The sequence below is a fragment of the Streptomyces sp. KL109B genome (genome assembly GCF_030766935.1).
Classification (GTDB): Bacteria; Actinomycetota; Actinomycetes; order Streptomycetales; family Streptomycetaceae; genus Streptomyces.
This window is the reverse complement of the sequence record NZ_JASERL010000002.1, coordinates 804,222-821,477: the sequence shown is the minus strand read 5'-3', so window position 1 is coordinate 821,477 and position 17,256 is coordinate 804,222. Positions and strand designations below refer to the sequence as shown.

The following is a 17,256-nucleotide window of genomic DNA, read 5'->3' as shown; positions in this document are numbered from 1 at the left end:
CACCGCAGCTGCGGTGTTGAAGCTCCTCTAGGGGCCTGTTGAGCGGGGATGGTGCCGTGTCGGCGCAGCACCATCCCCGCGTCAGCGTGTGGGGCGGGACGGATTTGTGCAGTATCTGAAATCCGCTTCAGAATCCGGGATTCGGCCTCAGAGCATCGGCCTCAGAGCATCGGCCGTGCCCGCTCCGCCAGCGCCGCCAGATCCAGCGTGTGCGGCAGCGTTCCGAAGCCCGAACCCCGCTCGCCCCCGAACCGCCCCGCGCAGAACGCGTCCGCGACGTCGTCCGGCGCGAACCGCACCAGCAGCGAACCCTGGAGCACCAGCGCGATCCGCTCCACGAGCCGCCGCGCCCGCGCCTCGATGCCCTCCAGATCGCCGAGTTCGGTCAGCAGCCCCTTCACGGCGGCGTCGAGCCGGTGATCGGCCCCGCGCGCCTTCCCGATCTCGACGAGGAACGCGTTCAGCGCCCCCGGCTCCCGCTGCAACGCCCGCAGGACATCCAGGGCCTGTACGTTCCCCGCGCCCTCCCAGACCGAGTTCAGCGGCGACTCGCGCAACAGCCGCGGCAGCCCCGACTCCTCCACGTACCCATTGCCGCCGAGGCACTCCAGGGCCTCCGCGACCAGCGGCGTACAACGCTTCGTCACCCAGTACTTGGCCGCGGGCACCGCGATCCGCAGGAACGCCCGCTCCTGCTCGCCCCCGTCGTCGTACGCGGCGGCGAGCCGCAGCGCGAGCGTCGTCGCGGCCTCCGACTCCAGCGCCAGATCCGCCAGTACGTTGCTCATCAGCGGCTTGTCGATCAGCTTGGCGCCGAACGCCTCGCGGTGGGCGCAGTGGTGGGTCGCCTGCGCCACCGCCTGCCGCATCAGGGCGGCGGAGCCGAGCACGCAGTCGAGCCGGGTCGCCGCCACCATCTCGATGATGGTGCGCACCCCGCGCCCCTCCTCGCCGACCCGGCGCCCCCACGTCCCGTCGAACTCGACCTCGGCGGAGGCGTTCGACCGGTTGCCGAGCTTGTCCTTGAGGCGCTGGAGGGCGAAGGGGTTGCGGGTCCCGTCGTCGAGGACACGCGGCACGAGGAAGCACGTGGGTCCCGCCTCACCCGCCTGCGCGAGCACGAGGAAACCGTCGGACATCGGGGCGCTGCAGAACCACTTGTGCCCGGTGAGTGCGTACGTTCCGTCCTCCGCGAGCGGTACGGCGCGCGTCGTATTCGCCCGTACGTCGCTGCCGCCCTGCTTCTCCGTCATCCCCATGCCGAACAGGACCCCGGCCTTCCGGGCGGCGGGGCGCAGCCCGAAGTCGTAGACCGTGGACGTGAGTCGGGGCTCCCACTCGGCGGCGAGCTCCGGCTCGGCGCGCAGCGCGGGCACCGCCGCGTGCGTCATCGACAGCGGGCAGAGGTGCCCCGCCTCCACCTGCGACCACACCAGGAACGCGGCGGCGCGCCGCAGATGACCTCCGGGGCGGGTCCACGCGGACGTCAGCCCCGCCGCCACACCCTTGCCGAGCAGCCGGTGCCACGCCGGGTGGAACTCGACCTCGTCGATCCGGTGGCCGTAGCGGTCGTGGGTGCGCAGGCGCGGCGGACTCTCGTTGGCGAGCCGGCCCCACTCCTGGGCCTGGACCGAGCCCGCGGTGCGACCGAGAAGTGTGAGTTCCGCGAGGGTTTCCTTCAGGAGCGCGGGATCCAGGTGCCGTTCCAGACCCCGCGTCAGGGCGTGGTCGGCGGAGAAGACGTCGTAACCGACGAGGGGAGGGGGCTGATTGGTGACGGTATGCGTGCTGCCTGCCATGTCTGCCGAACCTACCCGCGCCATCGGAAACCCCACCACAGGCCGGGCCTGACGTCGGACGCGGCCACCCTCGACGGATACCGTTGAGGCGTGCAGCCAGCAAGTGAATCCCCCGAACCGCCGTCCGGACGACTCCACCGGGCGCGTGTCCTGTATCACAACGTCTCGAAACGGAAGACGGCCTGGCTGCTCCTCAAGGACACCGTCAACTCCTGCATGGAGTACCGCATCCTGGGCCTCGCCGCCGAGGCCGCCTTCTTCACCCTCCTCTCGGTGCCGCCGCTGCTGTTGTCCCTGGTGGGACTGCTCGCGTACGTCGATACGTGGACCGGGGCCGACACGATCGCGGGCGTCCGCGACAACATCCTTGAGGCATCCCGCACGGTTCTGACCGATCAGGGCGTGAAGGAGATCGCAGAACCGATCCTGGACGATGTCATCAAGGGCGGCAGGCCCGATGTCATCTCCATCGGCTTCCTGCTGTCGCTGTGGTCGGGCTCGCGCGCGGTGTCGACGTTCGTGGACACGGTGACCGTGATGTACGGCCTCGACGGCGTACGCGGCATCGTGAAGACGCGGCTGCTCGCGTTTCTGCTCTTCCTGGTGGCCCTGGTCGTCGGCGCGATAGCGCTGCCGCTGATGATCGCGGGCCCGGACGCGGTGATCGGCCTCGTCCCGTGGTCCCAGTCCCTCGTCCAGATCCTCTACTGGCCGATCGTCCTCGTCCTGTCCATCGCGTTCCTGACGACGCTTTACCACGTGTCCGTTCCGGTGCGCTCGCCGTGGATCGAGGACGTGCCCGGTGCCCTCGTGGCGCTCGCGATGTGGATCCCCGGCAGCTTCCTGTTGCGGCTCTACATCACCAACACCATCGAGGGCCCGACCATCTACGGCTCGCTCGCCGCGCCGGTCGCCGTGCTGCTGTGGATCGGCGTCTCCGCATTCGCGGTGCTCGTCGGCGCCGCCGTGAACGCCGCGATCGACCGGGTGTGGCCCTCGGTCGCCACGGCCGCGGCGCGCGCCGCGAACGAGCGGATCCGTACGGCGGCCGCGGCCGAGCAGGTGGCACGGGCGGCCGCGCTCGACTTCCCCGACGACGAGGACGAACTGGACGACGGCGACGACCCGGGCATGCCCTCCGAGTTTCCCGAACGCTGGTCGAAGTTCCTGCCCCCGGAGGACGTCACGTCCCGGCTGCGCACGCACGCGCGCAAGAACGGCGACGGTTCGGGCGACGAAGAGGCCTGACGAGGAGGACCGCGGTGTGCGGGCGACCGGGGCATGTCACCTCGGCCCCGGTCGCCCGCTCCCGTCCCCCGTCCCCCGTCCCCCGTCCCCCGTCCCCCGTCGCTCGTCCCCCGTCGCTCGCCCCCGGTCACTTCCAGGCGCCGGCCGCCGCCTCCCGCTCCGCGAACTCCGCGAACGTGCGCGGCCCGCGCCCGAGCACCCGCTCCACGCCGCCGCTGACCGAGGCGTTGCGCCCGTCGAGCAGCGTCTCGAACAGGTCCACCAGGAACGCCGCTTCCTCCTCCGGCATCCCGAACTCGCCCAGCACGGCCCCGTACTCCCGCACCGGCACCGGCACATACCGCTTCACGGTGCCGGTGGCCGCCGCGACCGCCGCCACCGCCTCGCCCCACGTCAGCAGCTCGGGCCCGGTCAGATCCAGCACCTCACCCGCGTACCGCCCCGGGGCCCCGCCCAGCACCGCCACCGCCACGTCCGCGATGTCCGCCGCGTCGATGAACGGTTCGCGCAGCTCCTGCGGCGCCGCGAACGCCAGCTCGCCCTCCCGCACCTGATCCGCGAGCGGGCCCTCGCTGAAGTTCTGCTGGAACCAGGCGCACCGCAGGATCGTCCACTCGGCCCCCGACGCCCGCAGCGCCTCCTCCGCGGGCAACGCCTGGTCCTGACCGCGCGCCGACAGCAGTACGAGCCGCCGCACCCCCAGCTCCACCGCCCGCCGCGCCACCGCGCCCACCAGATCCGCGGCGTCCGGCGCCCCGATGTCCGTGGGGAAGGCGAGGTACGCGCCGTCGGCGCCGCGCAGCGCCTCGTCCCAGGTCCCCGACCGCTCCCAGTCGAACCGCACCGCTCCCGACCGGGACGCCGCCCGCACCTCGAACCCGGCGGCGCGCGCCGCGTCCACGACCCTGCGCCCCGTACGACCGGTCGCCCCGGTCACCAGCACCGTCCGCGTGTTCCGCTCCGTCTGTGTCATGCCTCCACTCAACCGCCGCCCGCGGCACCGCGACATCGCCGAGCCGCTCACCGCCATACGCGTCCGTCTACGCTGCCCCCATGGACGTACTCGCAGGGCTCCTGGAGGGGCCGAGGGCGCGTGGGGCCTTCATGATCCGGGCCTGTTTCGAGCCGCCGTGGTCCGTGCGGATCGCCGACGAGGCGCCGCTCTCCGTAATGATCATGGTGTCGGGGGAGGCGTGGATCCTGCCCGAGACCGGCGAGACCGGCGAGACCGGCGAGACCGGCGACACCGGCGACACCGGCGACACCGGCGACAGCGGCGGGGGCGGTGACACCGGCGCCGACAAGCCCCGCCACCTGCGCCCCGGCGACATCTCCATCGCCCGCGGCACCACCTCCTACGTCTGCGCCGACGACCCGGCCACCCCACCGCGCGCCGAGATCGGCCCCGGCCAGGTGTGCCGCCCGCTGGGCCCCGAACACGTCGGCCGCTACCAGGAGTTCGGCGTACGGGAGTGGGGCGAGTCACCGGACGCCCCGGTCAAGATGCTCATCGGCACGTACCAGCTGCGCGGCGAACTGACGGCACGTCTGCTGGACGCGCTGCCGACGCTGCTCGTACTGCCCACCGAGGTATGGCGCTGCCCGCTCACCCCCCTGCTCGACGACGAGATCAGCCGCGAGGGCCCCGCCCAGGACGTCGTCCTCGACCGCCTCCTCGACCTCCTCCTGATCTCCTCCCTACGCGCCTGGTTCTCCCGCCCCGAGGCCGACGCGCCCGCCTGGTACCGGGCCATGGGCGACCCGGTCGTCGGCCAGGCACTGCGACTGATCCAGGACACCCCGGCCCACCCCTGGACGGTCACTGAACTCGCCGACCGCTCCGGCGTCTCACGCGCCGCCCTCGCCCGCCGCTTCACGGACCTCGTGGGCGAGCCCCCCATGACCTACCTGACCCGCTGGCGCCTCGCCCTCGCCGCGGACCTCCTCCGCGAGGCCGATTCCACGGTCGCGTCCATCGCCCGCCGCGTCGGCTACGGCAGCGCCTTCGCCCTGTCGACGGCCTTCAAACGCGAATACGGCCTGAGCCCTCAGGACTACCGCTCATGACCGATCAAGCCCCTTCCGGGAATTCGAGGCCGAGCAGACGGTAGAAGACCGGCGCGGCCCGCAGGCCGGCGGTGGCGACGCCGATGGCGTCCACGAAACGGACACCGTCCGTCTCCTTGCGGGCGGCCCGAAACCGCCGTACACGAGGCATATGACCGTTAACGAGACTCTCGTAGCGACCGCGCGACCGGCGAGCCCGGTCACCCTGGAAGCGGATTACGACGCCGCCGTCTCCCGATGGCTGTGGCTGGTCAAGTGGCTGCTGGCGCTGCCGCACTACCTCGTCCTCGTCCTCCTCCTCGTCGGCTCGGGCCTCACCACCCTCGTCGCCCTGTTCGCGATCCTGTTCACGGCGCGCTATCCGCGCCTCCTCTTCGACTTCAACGTGGGGGTGATGCGCTGGGTCTGGCGCGTCGGCTACTACTCGTACGGAAGCCTCGGCACCGACCGCTACCCGCCGTTCACGCTCGGCCCGGCCCCCGACTATCCGGCCCGCCTCGACGTCGCCTACCCCGAGCGGCTCTCGCGCGGCCTGGTCCTGGTGAAGTGGTGGCTGCTGGTGCTGCCGCAGTGGCTGATCGTGTCGCTGCTCGTGGGCGGCTCCAGCACGGCGGGCGGCGTCGCGGGCCTGCTCACGTTCTACGCCGCCGTCGCCGTCCTGTTCACCGGTACGTACCCGCGCGGCATGTACGACCTCAACATCGGCCTGCACCGCTGGGCGGCGCGGGTGTCGGCGTACGCGGGCCTGATGACGGACACGTACCCGCCGTTCCGCCTCGACCAGGGGGAGCGGGAGCCCACCTCCTAGCGGCTTAGCGGCCGAGCGCCCCCGCGATCCCCGCGACCGCCCCAGGGCCGACCCGGCAGCAGCCGCCGATCAGCCGCGCCCCGGCGTCCCGCCACGCGGTCACCTGTTCCGGCGCGAACGTGGCCCGCCCGGTCCAGGCGCGCGCCTCGGCGTCCCACGCCTCGCCGCTGTTGGGGTAGACGACGACCGGCTTCCCGGTCACGCGGGCGGCGAGCCGCACGGCGGGCTCGACGTCGCGCGGGGCGCAGCAGTTGACGCCCACCGCGACGACCTCCTCGGCGTCGGCGGCCACCGCGAACGCCTCCTCCAACGGCTGCCCGGCACGGGTCCTGTCCCCGTCGACGCTGTACGAGAGCCAGCCCGGCACCCCGAGCCCCCGCGCCGCCCGCACCAGCGCCCGCGCCTCGTCCACGTCCGGCACGGTCTCCAGGGCGAACGCGTCGGGCCCGGCCGCCGCCAGCACCTCAAGGCGTGGCCGGTGGAAGGCGTACAACTCCTCCTCGCTCAGCCCGTACCGACCCCGGTACTCCGAGCCGTCGGCGAGCATCGCCCCGTAAGGACCCGCGGACGCGGCCACCCACAGCGGCCGCCCGGCCGCCGCCTCCCGGCCCGCCCGCCGTGCCAACTCCACGCTCAGGCCCATGAGTTCGGCCGCCCGCGCGCGCCCGATGCCGCGCCGCCAGAACCCCTCGAAGGTGGCCTGATAGCTCGCCGTGATCGCCACGTCGGCCCCGGCCTCGTAGTACGCGCGGTGCGCCGCGACGATCGCCTCCGGCTCCTCGGCGAGCAGCCGCGCCGACCACAACTCGTCGCTCAGGTCGTGCCCGGCGGCCTCCAGTTGATTGGACAGGCCGCCGTCGAGGACGAGGGTGCGGTCGGCGGGGGCGGCTGCGCTGCTGAACATGGGGCCGACGGTAGCCGACGACGCCCGGCGGGCGTGCGCCCTGCCGTTCTGGAGCGGTCGCTCCAGAACGTGCTAGCGTCTCGCCCGGCGTTCGTTATGGAGCGTCCGCTCCAAAACGTGGGAGCGCGCGCCCACAACTTGAGGGAGGGAACCCGTGCCACTCGCCGTCTACGTCCTGGGCCTCGGCATCTTCACGCAGGGCACATCCGAGTTCATGCTCTCCGGGCTGCTCCCGGGCATGGCCGCCGACCTGGGCGTCTCCATCCCCGACGCGGGACTGCTCATCTCGGCGTTCGCGCTCGGCATGGTCGTCGGGGCGCCGCTGCTCGCCGTGGCGACGCTGCGACTGCCGCGCCGCACCACGCTCGTCGGCCTGCAAGCCGTCTTCGTCGCCGCGCACATCGTGGGCGCGCTCGCCCCCGGCTACGGCCTGCTCTTCGCGACCCGGGTGATCGGCGCCCTCGCGTACGCCGGGTTCTGGGCCGTCGCCGTGGCCACCGCCGTCGCCCTCGTCCCCGCGAGCGCCAAGAGCCGCGCGGTCGCCGTCGTCGCGGGCGGCCTCACCCTCGCCACGATCGTGGGCGTCCCCGCCGGAACCGTCCTCAGCCAGCACGCCGACTGGCGCGCCGCGTTCTGGGCGGTGGCCGCCGCGACCGTCGTCAGCCTGATCTGCACGCTGCTCACGGTCCCGGTCGACGGCGGCGCACAGGACACAGACGGCGACCGCTCCGTCCGGGCCGAGCTGCGCGCCATGGCCCGCCCCGCCCTCTGGCTCTCCTACGCCATCACCGCCCTCACCTTCGGCGCGGTCATCGTGACCTTCAGCTACCTGGCTTCCCTGCTCACCGACGTCACCGGAATCCGCGACGCCTGGGTGCCCGCGCTGCTCGCCCTCTTCGGCGCGGGCGGACTGCTCGGCCTCGTCATCGGCGGCCGCACCGCGCACGCCGCCCCGCTGGCCACGCTCGGCTGGGGGCTCGCCGGGCTCGCCGCGGTCTCGGCGCTGCTCGCGGTGGCCGCGCACACGGCGGCCGTGGTCGTCGTCCTCGTCTTCGCGCTCGGCGTCGCCGGATACGTCACCAACCCGGCCCTCCAGTCCCGCGTGTTCACGCTCGCGCCCGCCGCGCCCACCCTCGTCGGCGCCACCAACACCTCGGCGTTCAACGTCGGCAACACCCTCGCCCCGCTGCTCGGCGGGCTCGCGATCGACGCGGGCCTCGGGTACGCGTCCGTGGCGTGGGTGGGCGCGGCGCTCGCGGTGGCGGGCCTGGTGGGCGTGGTGTGGGCGGCCCGCATGGAGCGGCGCGAGCGTCGCGCCGAGAGTTTTGTACCAGCACTCCAAAACTCGTAGTGTGACGACCATGGCGAGGCCACGGCAGTTCGACGAGGAGCGGGTCATCGGCGCGGCGATGGACACGTTCTGGCGGCACGGGTACGAGGGCACGTCCACGCGCGACCTGTGCGACAGCACCGGCCTCGGCCCGTCCAGCCTCTACAACTCCTTCGGCGGCAAACGGCAGTTGTACCTGCGCGCCCTGGAGCGCTACCACGCGACCGCCACCGCCGAACAGATGGAGATCCTCGCCGGACCGGGCCCTGCCGCCAAGCGGCTGCGCGCCCTGATGGTGCACGCCGTCGACACCGACCTCGCGGCCACGGAGGCGGACCGGCACGGCTGCTTCGCCATCAACGCCGCGATCGAGGCGGCGGCCCACGACCCCGACGTCAGGCAGGTGGTGCGCCGCACCTTCGAACGGGTCGAGGGCGCGATCCGCGAGGTCGTGGCGGCGGGCCAGGACGCGGGCGAGTTCCGCACGGACATCGACACGCGCGCCCTGGCCCGCCAGGCGCAGAGCGCGTACTACGGCCTGCGGGTCCTGAGCCGCGTCCAGGACCGCCGCACCCTCCTCGCGACCATCCGCGCGACGCTGACGGTGCTGGGCGCGCCCCCGGAGAATGCCCCGGCTACGGCCGCACCGTGAGCACCAGCTTCCCCGTCACCCGCCCCGTGTCGCCCTCCGCGTGCGCCTTCGCGGCCTCGGCCAGCGGATACGTACCCGACACATGCACCGCGAGCTTCCCGGACCGGACGAGATCGGCGACCGCCCGCATCCCCGCCTGATCGTGCTCGACGAGCATCGCGACGGCCTGCACCCCCAACTCCCGCGCACGCGCCGTGACTTCGTCGAACTCCACGGGCAGCAGCGAGACGAGCACACCACCCGGCTTCAGCACCTCAAGCGAGCGCAGCCGCTCCTGCCCGCCGAGCGTGTCGAGCACGACGTCGACATCACGTACCTCCGCCGCGACATCGACGGCGCGGTAGTCGACGACCTCGTCGGCGCCCAGACCCCGGACGAACTCGTGCTTGGCGGCCGACGCCGTCCCGATGACGTACGCGCCGCGCGCCTTGGCGATCTGCACCGCCACATGTCCCACGCCACCCGCCGCAGCCTGCACCAACACCCGCTGCCCCGGCTCCAGTCGGGCGGTGTCGATCAGCGCCTGCCAGGCGGTGAGCCCGACTAGCGGCAGCGCGCCCGCCTCGACGTGCCCGAGGCCCTCCGGCCTCGGCACGAAGGCGCGGGCGGGTCCGGCCACGTACTCCGCGTGCGAACCGGCCCCGTGCGGATACGGCAGCATGCCGAACACCTCGTCGCCCGGCTCGAAGAGCGAGACGCCGAGCCCCACCGCCTCGACGACCCCGGACACGTCCCAGCCCAGCACGAACGGCGGCCGACCGAGGAAGAGCCCGAAGGCGCGGTGCTTGTAGTCGGTCGGGTTCAGGCCCGCCGCGTGCACGGCGACCACGATCTGCCCGATGCCCGGCTTCGGCCGCGCCACCTCGACCTCCTGGAGCACTTCCGGCCCCCCGAGGGTGTCCTGCCGGATGGCTTTCATGGTGGTGGCAGCGGTCGCGGTGCTGGTGCTGGTGGTGGTGCTGGTGTCGTCACTCATGGCATCAGCCTGCTTCAGGGGCCCCAGCAGGGGCAATGGCGCCCCGTCCGCCGGTCCGCCACCGCTCGGCGCCTACACCCCCTCGGGCCACTCCCACCGCTCCAGGTCCCGCAGCCACACCCGCGCGTTGCTGTCCGACGGGGCGCGCCAGTCGCCGCGCGGCGACAGCGAACCGCCGGCCGACACCTTCGGCCCGTTCGGCATCGCGGACCGCTTGAACTGGGCGAACTGGAAGAACCGCCGGCAGAAGTACTCCAGCCAGTGCCTGATCTCCGCCAGGTCGTAGGCCTTCCGCTCCGCCTCCGGGAAGCCGGGCGGCCAGGCCCCCGACTCCACGTCGCGCCACGCGTGCCACGCCAGGAACGCGATCTTCGAGGGGCGGAAGCCGTGCCGCAGCACGTGGAAGAGCGTGAAGTCGTGCAGCGCGTACGGGCCGATCTTCGACTCCGTCGACTGCAACTCCTCGCCCGGGACCAGCTCCGGGCTGATCTCCGTGTCGAGGATCGCGGTGAGGATCTTCCCGGCCTCGTCCCCGAACTGATCACTGCTCACCACCCACCGGATCAGGTGCTGGATGAGCGTCTTCGGCACGCCGCCGTTGACGTTGTAGTGGCTCATCTGGTCGCCGACGCCGTACGTGCACCAGCCGAGCGCCAGCTCGGACAGGTCACCGGTGCCGAGGACGATGCCGCCGCGCTGGTTGGCGAGGCGGAACAGGTAGTCGGTGCGCAGGCCCGCCTGGACGTTCTCGAAGGTGACGTCGTAGACCGGCTCGCCCTCCCCGAAGGGGTGCCCCATCTCCTTCAGCATCAGGCGCGCGGTGTCGGTGATGTCCAGCTCGGCGGCGGTGACACCGAGCGCCTTCATCAGCGCGTGGGCGTTGCCCTTGGTGTGCTCACCGGTCGCGAAGCCCGGCATGGTGAACGCGAGGATGTCGCTGCGCGGCCGCCCCGCCCGGTCCATCGCCCGCGCGGCGACGATCAAGGCGTGCGTCGAGTCCAGGCCGCCGGAGACACCGATGACGATCTTCGGGCCGCCGATCGCTCCGAGCCGCTGTACGAGCCCCGACACCTGGATGTTGTACGCCTCGTAGCAGTCCTGGGCGAGCCGCTCGGCGTCCGCCGGAACGAACGGAAAACGCTCGACACGACGCCGAAGTCCCAGGTCGGAGGCGGTGGGCGGGTTGAGGGTGAACCCGACCCGCCGGAACTCGCCGGTCCGCGCGGCATGCGTACGCCGGTTGTCGTCGAACGTGCCCATGCGCTGGCGCTCCTGGCGCAGCAGGTCGAGGTCGACGTCGGCGACGGCGTACTGGTCGCCCAACGGGAAGCGCTCGGTCTCGGCGAGCAGCGCCCCGTTCTCGTAGATCATGGTCTGACCGTCCCAGGAGAGGTCGGTCGTCGACTCTCCCGCTCCGGCCGCCGCGTACACATAGGCGGCCAGGCAGCGGGCGGACGCCGAACGGCACAGCAGCTTGCGGTCCTCGGCGCGACCGACGGTGATGGGGCTGCCGGAGAGGTTGAGGAGGACGGTCGCGCCCGCGAGGGCCGCCTCCGCGCTCGGCGGCACCGGCACCCACATGTCCTCGCACACCTCGGTGTGCAGGACGAGCCCGGGCACGTCCTCGGCGGCGAAGAGGAGGTCCGTGCCGAAGGGGATGTCGGCGCCGGCGATCCGGATGGTTCCCCCGCGCTCGTCGTCGCCCGCCGCGATCTGCCGCTTCTCGTAGAACTCCCGGTAGGTGGGGAGGTACGACTTCGGGGCCACGCCGAGGATCCGGCCGCGGTGCACGGTCACGGCGCAGTTGTAGATGCGGTTGCGGTGCCGCAGCGGGGCGCCGACGACGAGGACCGTGAGCAGGTCGTTCGACCCGGTGACGATGTCGGCGAGCGCCTCCTCCACCTCGTCGAGCACCGGGTCCTGGAGGACGAGGTCCTCGATGGAGTAGCCGCACAGCCCCATCTCGGGGAAGAGCGCGACGGCGACTCCGTCCTCGGCGCAGCTCCGTCCCTGTCGCAGGACGGCCTCCGCGTTGGCGCGCGGGTCGGCGATGGCGGCGTGGCCGGTGCACGCGGCGATCCGCGCGAAACCGTGACTGTAGATCGACCGGAAGTTCACGTACTCCATGATGTCAAGCGGGGCGGGGTGGTGCGCGCGGGGGCCCTGAGCTTTTTCCGGGCGGGCGGCAACCTTTCGGTTTCCGGCGGCGACTCCCGCACACGACGACCGTTTCGCCCCTCGCCCCAAAGCGGTCGTCGAGTCGGCCGGGGCGGCGATGGGACCGTTGCCCCGGCCGCCCTGAGTAGGGGAATGGGCCGACTGCTTGGGTCGATACCCGGACCGCGAGCGGCACCTGTGTGAGGCTGGAGGGGGCGTCGACGTTCGTCGATGTTCGTCGAAGGCCGTCGATTGGGATGGGTGGGCCGAAATGGGCGTAGAGATCGGCGAGTTGGTGCAGCAGGCCGGGCCGTATGTGGCGACCGCGGCGACGGCCTACGGCACCGCGTTCCTCACCCGCGTCGAGGGCATCGCCGTGGATGCCACCGCCAACGCCACCGCGGGGCTTGGCCGCCGGGTGCTCCAGCGGATCTGGCATCGACGGGACGCCGAAGGCCGGGCGGCTCTGGAGGCGGCCGTACGGGACGTCGCCGAGGGCGACGGGGACGAGGACGCGCTCGCGGCGCTGCGCCAGCAGCTGAAGCGCGCCCTGCGCGAGGACGCCGACCTCGCCCGCGAAGTCGCCGCGATGCTGTCGGCGGCGCCGGTCGCGGTCACGGCTTCGGGCCCCCGGTCGATCGCCGCGCAGTCGATCGGTACGGCTGTGACGGGAGACGGCAACACGGTTGAGGGGCAGGCGGGTTGAGCGCATCCGGCGTCGGCGTCGGCGCCGGTGGCGCGTGCGGCGCCGGATGTCCGTGCGGAGTCAGCGGCGTCTGCCGCGGCGGCGCTGCTTGGGGCGGCGGTTCTCCTTGGGCAGGGCGGCTGGTGCCGTCGGTGCCCCCGGGTGGAGGGATTCGATGTCCATGGCGTCCATGACGTCCATGGCGGCCAGCGCGGGGTAGAACCCGGGGTCCCGGGTGAAGGTGACCAGGCTCTCCATCGAACGCACGAGTGGGGCCAGCGAGGCTTCCCCCGCGAAGGGCCTGAGGATCGACCAGCCGGCGTTCGCGAGGAGCCGCGCCTCGTGACGCTGCGCCGAGGCGAGCTCGACGGTGGCCAGTCCCAGGGCTCCCGCGACGGTGGTGAGCAGCGGAAGCGAGGTGGTGAGGGCGCCGGAGCGGACCACCGCGGCGGTCTCACCGGCCCGGTCCGCCGCCGCGTCGGCCCGGCCGAGACGGCACAGGCAGATCACGAGGCGGGCGAGGGCGCCGGTGTGCATCGTGCGGTGTGCGGGGGAGTACTCCACCGACTCTCCGGCCAGCGCGGAGACGGCCTCAAGGGCCGCGTCGTGCCCCTGCGCGAAGCGCTCGGCCTCCATGTGGAATGCACCCAGGTTCAGCAATGACTGCACGTAGTAGAGCGAGTAGGCCGCCGGGTTGGTCTCGTTCAGCCGGCGGTACATCTCCACGGACTCGTCAAGGATTCTTGATGCCTGCTCGGATCTTCCGGCATTCCGGAGGTCGTCCGCGTTGTTGCCCAGGGCTCGGGCCAGATCGGGGAGGTACAGATGCGGCCACTTCTCCGTGAGTTCGTGGAAGATCGAGACGCTCTCCTGAGTGGCCTTCATGGCCTTGGCGCTGCCAGGCCTGTCGGCCGCGTACCGATTGCCGAGGTTCAGCAGCGCACGGCCGAGCCCGGCGCGCGCCTCGTGACTGTCGCCCATGCGGCGCCACGCCTCGACCGACTTCCGTGAGCCGTCCAGCGCTTCCCGTGGGCGGCCCAGGTGGGCGAGGGCGATCGACATCCGGTCGAGGGCGGTGGCCAGGCCGGTGGGGAGGCCGGGGAGGAGTGCGGTGTCCGGTGAGATCAGCTCCTGCCACATCCTGATCGCCTTCAGGAGTGTGGGCGCGGCCAGTGCGTACGAGCCCTGGTGCAGGTGCGCGATGCCCAGGTTGAGGAGGGCCCAGGCGTGGCTGTTGCGCGTCTCACGACGGTGCGGAGCGGGTAGCTCCTGGTAGCTGTCCACGGCGTGTTGGAGCGTTTCCACGCTCTGCGTGTGCAGGCCCGCGTGGCCTTGGCGGGTGCCGAGGTCCGTGTGCAGGTCGGCCCGTTCCTCGGCGCCGCTGGTGGCCACTCTGTGGTCGGTCAGCAGCTTCGACCAGACCGCGGACGCGGTCGCGAGACCTACGTCGGCCGGGACGAACTGCTCCGCCACGGCCTCGATCACCCGTGGGTCGAGGCCGGGGAATCCGGCGAGATGGAGCAGGGCGGCGCTGCCGGCCCGCAGGGCGAGGTGCGGGTGCTCGCGCAGGAGCGGGTACAGCTGGCGCGTGGCGACGTGCTCCCAGCGGGCCGCGGTCTCGATCAGGACCGTGACCGCGTGCGGACCGTACGGGTCGTGCGGGGCGCCGTCCGGTTCGGGGGTCAGCAGGCGCAGTGGCACCGCGTCCGCCCAGGCGTCGGCGGGGTGTTCCTGCCCGTGCCCCGGCAGTTGCAGGGCGACGAAGTCCTCGGCCAGACGGTCCGGGTAGAGCGGTTCGAGCACCGTGGCCCGGTCCTCCGGCGGGTAGCAGTGCGCGTGGGCGTCGAGGATCCGGGAGGCGGACGCGGGCTCTTGCGCGAGACGCACTCGGCCGAGCGCGTCCGTGGCCCGGTCGTGGCTCAGCGGTCCGGTGAGCGCCGCGGTGAACACCGTACGGGCCATCGTCGGGGCGTCGACGACCGTCAACTGGCCGCCAAGAGAGGACAGTTGCTGCCAGTGGGCCTGTTCGCGCCGCAGCAGGTACTGCGAGAGCAGGCCCGGGTCCTGTGGTGCGGTCTCCCCGTCGAGCTGTGCCAGGAGTCCGGCGAGCGCCGACATGTGGATGGTGAGCGCGCCGCCGTAGGCGTCGTGATCCGCCAGGGGTTCGGGAGGGGGCAGCTCGGCCGCGGCCGGTTCCGGTATGTCCAGGGCGGCGGCGAAGGAGTCGCGGGCCTGTACGAAGGCGTCCCGGCGGTCGTCCGTCGACACGGCGAGCGGGGGCAGCGGCATCGACCGCGCGTCGACGTCGAAGTCGTCCTCCAGGCGGTGCGCGAGCCCCTGCCACCACAGGCCGACGGGCCTGGCCAGGAACAGCAGCCGCGCCCGCTGCCAGCCGTCGCGCGTCACGCCGCCCACCAGCGCGAGGAGTTCGTCGACGGCCCACCGCTCGGCGTAGTCCACGACGACGAGCAGCCGGTCCGCGTCGTCCCGGGGCTGCGGCCCGGGCCCGTCCTCCACGGTCGTGGGGCCGGTGCGGCGGGCGAACCGCACCTGCCAGCCGGCGTCCGCCGACAGCCGGGCGAAGTGTTCGGCGAGCCGGGTCTTGCCCTGCCCGCCGGGACCGCTGACGAGCCGCGCCGAGGCGCCGTCCGCGCCCTCCCGCCACGCTTCAAGTTCCGCCAACTCCTGCGTACGGCCAGTGAATTGGACCACTTGTCTGTGTGCCGAGAGGAGCTGGCTCGGTCTGCTTCTCGCCCGCTCCGGTGACAGCGGCGCCGACGCGGTGGGGGCCGAGGTCAGGAGGTGTCCGGGCGGGGGCCCGGTGGCGACGTAGGTGATCTTGTTGCCGTCCCCGGTGACCGCCACACCGATGCTCTTGGCGGCCATCGCGCCGGGACCCGACGCCTCGTACCGTTCCCCCGCTTCCGACATGGCCTCCCTCTCGTCCTCAGCGCGCGGCGAACTCCACGAACTCCCGCCAGGCGGCGGGCGACAGTGCGAGTCGGGCGTGTTCGGCGCGCTTCGAGTCCCGTACGTGGATGGTGGCGGGGCAGGCGGCGATCTCCACGCAGTCGCCGGAGTCTCCGCTGCTGTAGCTGGATTTGCGCCAGGCCAGGGCGACTTCGACGCAATCGTCGCCGGAGTCGCCGCTGTAACTGCTCTTGAACCAGGCCAGTGCGTCGGTGCTCATAGCGCTCCTCGCAGTCGCTTCAGCAGACCCACGGAGTCACCGGGGGTGAGGGCCTGCGTCCGCAGTTTCGCATACCGCATCTGGAGCACACTGATCGTTTTGGGATCGGAGATGAGCTGCCCGCTCTCCTGCCCCTCGCTGTAGGCGAACCACTGGTTCGTCGGCGTCTCAAGCAGCTGAATCGGTCCGTTCATTCCCGCATGCACCCCCCGACCCAATGGCATGACCTGTACCTCTACATTACGCGCCCCTTCCGCCAACTCCACCACATGGTCCAGGAGTTCGGCCGTCGCCTCCGGCCCGCCCGTCCCGCGCAGGAACACATGCTCGTCGACGATGAAGCTGAACGCCGTGGTCACGCGCTCCCGCATCTTCCGCTGCCGGTCCTGCCGCGCGAGGAGTTGGGCCTCGATCTGCTCGTCGGTGAGGAGGGGGATGCGGTGCTCGAAGAGGGTGCGGGCGTACGCGGCCGTCTGCAACAGGCCCGGCACGACCCGGCATTCGTACGTGTAGAGGCTGACGGCGTTCTCCTCCAGGCCCGCCCACTTGCGGAACCAGGCCGCGAGGCCGGGCTGGCGGCACAGCCGCCGGGCGGCCTTGACCAGGATGCCGTGCGCGTCGAGCGCCTTGTCGGCGCGGCACACGAAGTCCTCCGGTGGCAGGCGTCTGCCCTGTTCCACGGAGGCGACGAACGACGGCGAATAGCGTACGAGCGGTGCCAGCGCCTCTTGCGTGAGGCCCGCACGTTCGCGGAATCCCTGAAGGACCGCGCCGTAGGTCTGGAGGCTGTCGTTCGGGTCGGGTTCGTTGGTGTGGGCGCTGCCCGCCATGTCGGTACCCCCGGTGGGTGTGAGTGCGGCCCTGCCGAACCACCCATGGTCACGGTGGGTGACCGTTACTGTCCAGAGCGCGGACTCGTACGCTGGGTGCGCGTACGAGTCGACGACGTGGATACGCAGGGGAGTTGGCGCCACCGTGGAGTCATGCCAGCGAACGCCATGCCGGGGCTCCCGGTCACCGTACGTATGTTCACGCAGCGCCTCAGCTCCACCCCGCGCGGAGCCCGCCTCGCCCGCCGCCTAGTCGCCCAGGAACTCGACATGTGGGGGTACGCGTACGCGGGCGAGGTGAACGACACCGTCGCACTCGTCGCCGCCGAACTCGCCTCCAATGCCGTGCGGCACGGCCGGGTGCCGGGGCGGGACTTCCGGGTGCGGCTCACCGAGGACGAGCGGGGCGTCCTGCGGGTGGCCGTGTCGGACCAGCGCGGCGACCGGTTGCCCAGGGGCGGTGGGTACGGCCTGCTCCTGGTCGGCGCGCTCGCGGCGCGCTGGGGCGTTGAGTCGGCCGCGCCCGGCAAGACGGTCTGGGCCGAGGTCGCCGGGAACCGCGCACTCGCGGCTCCCGGCGACGACAGCTCACCTGCGTGACAGGCGGCTC

The 17,256-nt window shown here is 72.3% G+C and carries 16 protein-coding genes; 7 read left to right on the top strand and 9 right to left on the bottom strand.

Features of this window, described 5'->3' with window-relative positions; translation table 11 throughout:
- Window positions 1-161 precede the first annotated feature (161 nt).
- Window positions 162-1,799: an acyl-CoA dehydrogenase family protein gene (locus tag RBJ65_RS09445; protein WP_306321613.1), complete on the bottom strand. Its 1,638-nt coding sequence runs from the start codon at window positions 1,797-1,799 to the stop codon at window positions 162-164.
- Window positions 1,800-1,889: 90 nt separating this feature from the next.
- On the opposite strand from RBJ65_RS09445, the gene RBJ65_RS09440 reads away from it, so the two are divergent.
- Entirely contained in the window at window positions 1,890-3,047 is a 1,158-nt protein-coding gene (locus RBJ65_RS09440; RefSeq protein WP_306321612.1) for a YihY/virulence factor BrkB family protein, read from the top strand.
- Window positions 3,048-3,174: 127 nt separating this feature from the next.
- Here RBJ65_RS09440 and RBJ65_RS09435 read toward each other — a convergent pair whose 3' ends face one another.
- A complete protein-coding gene (locus RBJ65_RS09435) occupies window positions 3,175-4,020 on the bottom strand; it encodes an NAD(P)H-binding protein (RefSeq protein ID WP_306321611.1) in 846 nt (281 codons plus the stop codon).
- Between the two features lie 80 nt (window positions 4,021-4,100).
- Between RBJ65_RS09435 and RBJ65_RS09430 the strand changes: the two genes are divergently transcribed.
- Entirely contained in the window at window positions 4,101-5,114 is a 1,014-nt protein-coding gene (locus RBJ65_RS09430; RefSeq protein WP_306321610.1) for an AraC family transcriptional regulator, read from the top strand.
- A 4-nt stretch (window positions 5,115-5,118) separates the two neighbouring features.
- Here the strand turns inward: RBJ65_RS09430 and RBJ65_RS09425 are convergent, their stop codons facing one another.
- Window positions 5,119-5,265, bottom strand: coding sequence for a hypothetical protein (locus tag RBJ65_RS09425; protein ID WP_306321609.1), 147 nt, complete (start codon window positions 5,263-5,265; stop codon window positions 5,119-5,121).
- Between RBJ65_RS09425 and RBJ65_RS09420 the strand changes: the two genes are divergently transcribed.
- Complete coding sequence (locus RBJ65_RS09420) at window positions 5,266-5,922, top strand: DUF4389 domain-containing protein (RefSeq protein WP_306321608.1); 657 nt, start codon at window positions 5,266-5,268, stop codon at window positions 5,920-5,922. It begins immediately after the preceding gene.
- A gap of 4 nt (window positions 5,923-5,926) precedes the next feature.
- Here RBJ65_RS09420 and mmuM read toward each other — a convergent pair whose 3' ends face one another.
- Window positions 5,927-6,826 carry a homocysteine S-methyltransferase gene (gene mmuM, locus RBJ65_RS09415; RefSeq protein ID WP_306321607.1) on the bottom strand — a complete coding sequence of 300 codons (900 nt, stop codon included), beginning with the start codon at window positions 6,824-6,826 and terminating at the stop codon, window positions 5,927-5,929.
- A gap of 154 nt (window positions 6,827-6,980) precedes the next feature.
- Between mmuM and RBJ65_RS09410 the strand changes: the two genes are divergently transcribed.
- Window positions 6,981-8,177: a Cmx/CmrA family chloramphenicol efflux MFS transporter gene (locus tag RBJ65_RS09410; protein ID WP_306321606.1), complete on the top strand. Its 1,197-nt coding sequence runs from the start codon at window positions 6,981-6,983 to the stop codon at window positions 8,175-8,177.
- 10 nt (window positions 8,178-8,187) lie between these two features.
- On the top strand, window positions 8,188-8,808 hold the full coding sequence (locus tag RBJ65_RS09405) for a TetR/AcrR family transcriptional regulator (protein WP_306321605.1): 621 nt from the start codon (window positions 8,188-8,190) through the stop codon (window positions 8,806-8,808).
- Here the strand turns inward: RBJ65_RS09405 and RBJ65_RS09400 are convergent.
- Window positions 8,792-9,784 carry an NADP-dependent oxidoreductase gene (locus RBJ65_RS09400; protein ID WP_306321604.1) on the bottom strand — a complete coding sequence of 331 codons (993 nt, stop codon included), beginning with the start codon at window positions 9,782-9,784 and terminating at the stop codon, window positions 8,792-8,794. The two genes, RBJ65_RS09405 and RBJ65_RS09400, sit on opposite strands and share 17 nt — an antisense overlap.
- A gap of 72 nt (window positions 9,785-9,856) precedes the next feature.
- Complete coding sequence (locus RBJ65_RS09395; protein WP_306321603.1) at window positions 9,857-11,911, bottom strand: NAD(+) synthase; 2,055 nt, start codon at window positions 11,909-11,911, stop codon at window positions 9,857-9,859.
- Window positions 11,912-12,212: 301 nt separating this feature from the next.
- Here RBJ65_RS09395 and RBJ65_RS09390 point away from each other — a divergent pair, with 301 nt between their 5' ends.
- Window positions 12,213-12,647, top strand: coding sequence for a hypothetical protein (locus RBJ65_RS09390; protein WP_306321602.1), 435 nt, complete (start codon window positions 12,213-12,215; stop codon window positions 12,645-12,647).
- A gap of 60 nt (window positions 12,648-12,707) precedes the next feature.
- Here RBJ65_RS09390 and RBJ65_RS09385 read toward each other — a convergent pair whose 3' ends face one another.
- Genes RBJ65_RS09385 through RBJ65_RS09375 form a run of 3 tightly spaced genes read right to left on the bottom strand, consistent with a single transcriptional unit; the run spans window position 12,708 to window position 16,646 of the window.
- Window positions 12,708-15,557 (bottom strand): tetratricopeptide repeat protein, encoded by a 2,850-nt coding sequence (locus tag RBJ65_RS09385; RefSeq protein WP_306321601.1) that lies wholly within the window; start codon window positions 15,555-15,557, stop codon window positions 12,708-12,710.
- Between the two features lie 16 nt (window positions 15,558-15,573).
- Window positions 15,574-15,816: a DUF397 domain-containing protein gene (locus RBJ65_RS09380; RefSeq protein WP_306321600.1), complete on the bottom strand. Its 243-nt coding sequence runs from the start codon at window positions 15,814-15,816 to the stop codon at window positions 15,574-15,576.
- Window positions 15,813-16,646, bottom strand: coding sequence for a helix-turn-helix transcriptional regulator (locus RBJ65_RS09375; protein WP_306321599.1), 834 nt, complete (start codon window positions 16,644-16,646; stop codon window positions 15,813-15,815). The genes RBJ65_RS09380 and RBJ65_RS09375 overlap by 4 nt, the downstream gene beginning before the upstream one ends.
- Window positions 16,647-16,799: 153 nt before the next feature.
- On the opposite strand from RBJ65_RS09375, the gene RBJ65_RS09370 reads away from it, so the two are divergent.
- Window positions 16,800-17,246: an ATP-binding protein gene (locus RBJ65_RS09370; protein WP_306321598.1), complete on the top strand. Its 447-nt coding sequence runs from the start codon at window positions 16,800-16,802 to the stop codon at window positions 17,244-17,246.
- Window positions 17,247-17,256: the final 10 nt, after the last annotated feature.

Bases quoted from the DNA above. Each gene is read 5' to 3' on its own strand.
- RBJ65_RS09405 (WP_306321605.1), top strand. From the start codon at position 8,188: ATGGCGAGGCCACGGCAGTTCGACGAGGAGCGGGTCATCGGCGCGGCG.
- RBJ65_RS09390 (WP_306321602.1), top strand. From the start codon at position 12,213: ATGGGCGTAGAGATCGGCGAGTTGGTGCAGCAGGCCGGGCCGTATGTG.
- RBJ65_RS09385 (WP_306321601.1), bottom strand. From the start codon at position 15,557: ATGTCGGAAGCGGGGGAACGGTACGAGGCGTCGGGTCCCGGCGCGATG.
- RBJ65_RS09380 (WP_306321600.1), bottom strand. From the start codon at position 15,816: ATGAGCACCGACGCACTGGCCTGGTTCAAGAGCAGTTACAGCGGCGAC.
- RBJ65_RS09430 (WP_306321610.1), top strand. From the start codon at position 4,101: ATGGACGTACTCGCAGGGCTCCTGGAGGGGCCGAGGGCGCGTGGGGCC.
- RBJ65_RS09395 (WP_306321603.1), bottom strand. From the start codon at position 11,911: ATGGAGTACGTGAACTTCCGGTCGATCTACAGTCACGGTTTCGCGCGG.
- RBJ65_RS09370 (WP_306321598.1), top strand. From the start codon at position 16,800: ATGCCAGCGAACGCCATGCCGGGGCTCCCGGTCACCGTACGTATGTTC.
- RBJ65_RS09400 (WP_306321604.1), bottom strand. From the start codon at position 9,784: ATGAGTGACGACACCAGCACCACCACCAGCACCAGCACCGCGACCGCT.
- RBJ65_RS09435 (WP_306321611.1), bottom strand. From the start codon at position 4,020: ATGACACAGACGGAGCGGAACACGCGGACGGTGCTGGTGACCGGGGCG.
- RBJ65_RS09445 (WP_306321613.1), bottom strand. From the start codon at position 1,799: ATGGCAGGCAGCACGCATACCGTCACCAATCAGCCCCCTCCCCTCGTC.
- RBJ65_RS09420 (WP_306321608.1), top strand. From the start codon at position 5,266: ATGACCGTTAACGAGACTCTCGTAGCGACCGCGCGACCGGCGAGCCCG.
- RBJ65_RS09425 (WP_306321609.1), bottom strand. From the start codon at position 5,265: ATGCCTCGTGTACGGCGGTTTCGGGCCGCCCGCAAGGAGACGGACGGT.
- mmuM (WP_306321607.1), bottom strand. From the start codon at position 6,826: ATGTTCAGCAGCGCAGCCGCCCCCGCCGACCGCACCCTCGTCCTCGAC.
- RBJ65_RS09375 (WP_306321599.1), bottom strand. From the start codon at position 16,646: ATGGCGGGCAGCGCCCACACCAACGAACCCGACCCGAACGACAGCCTC.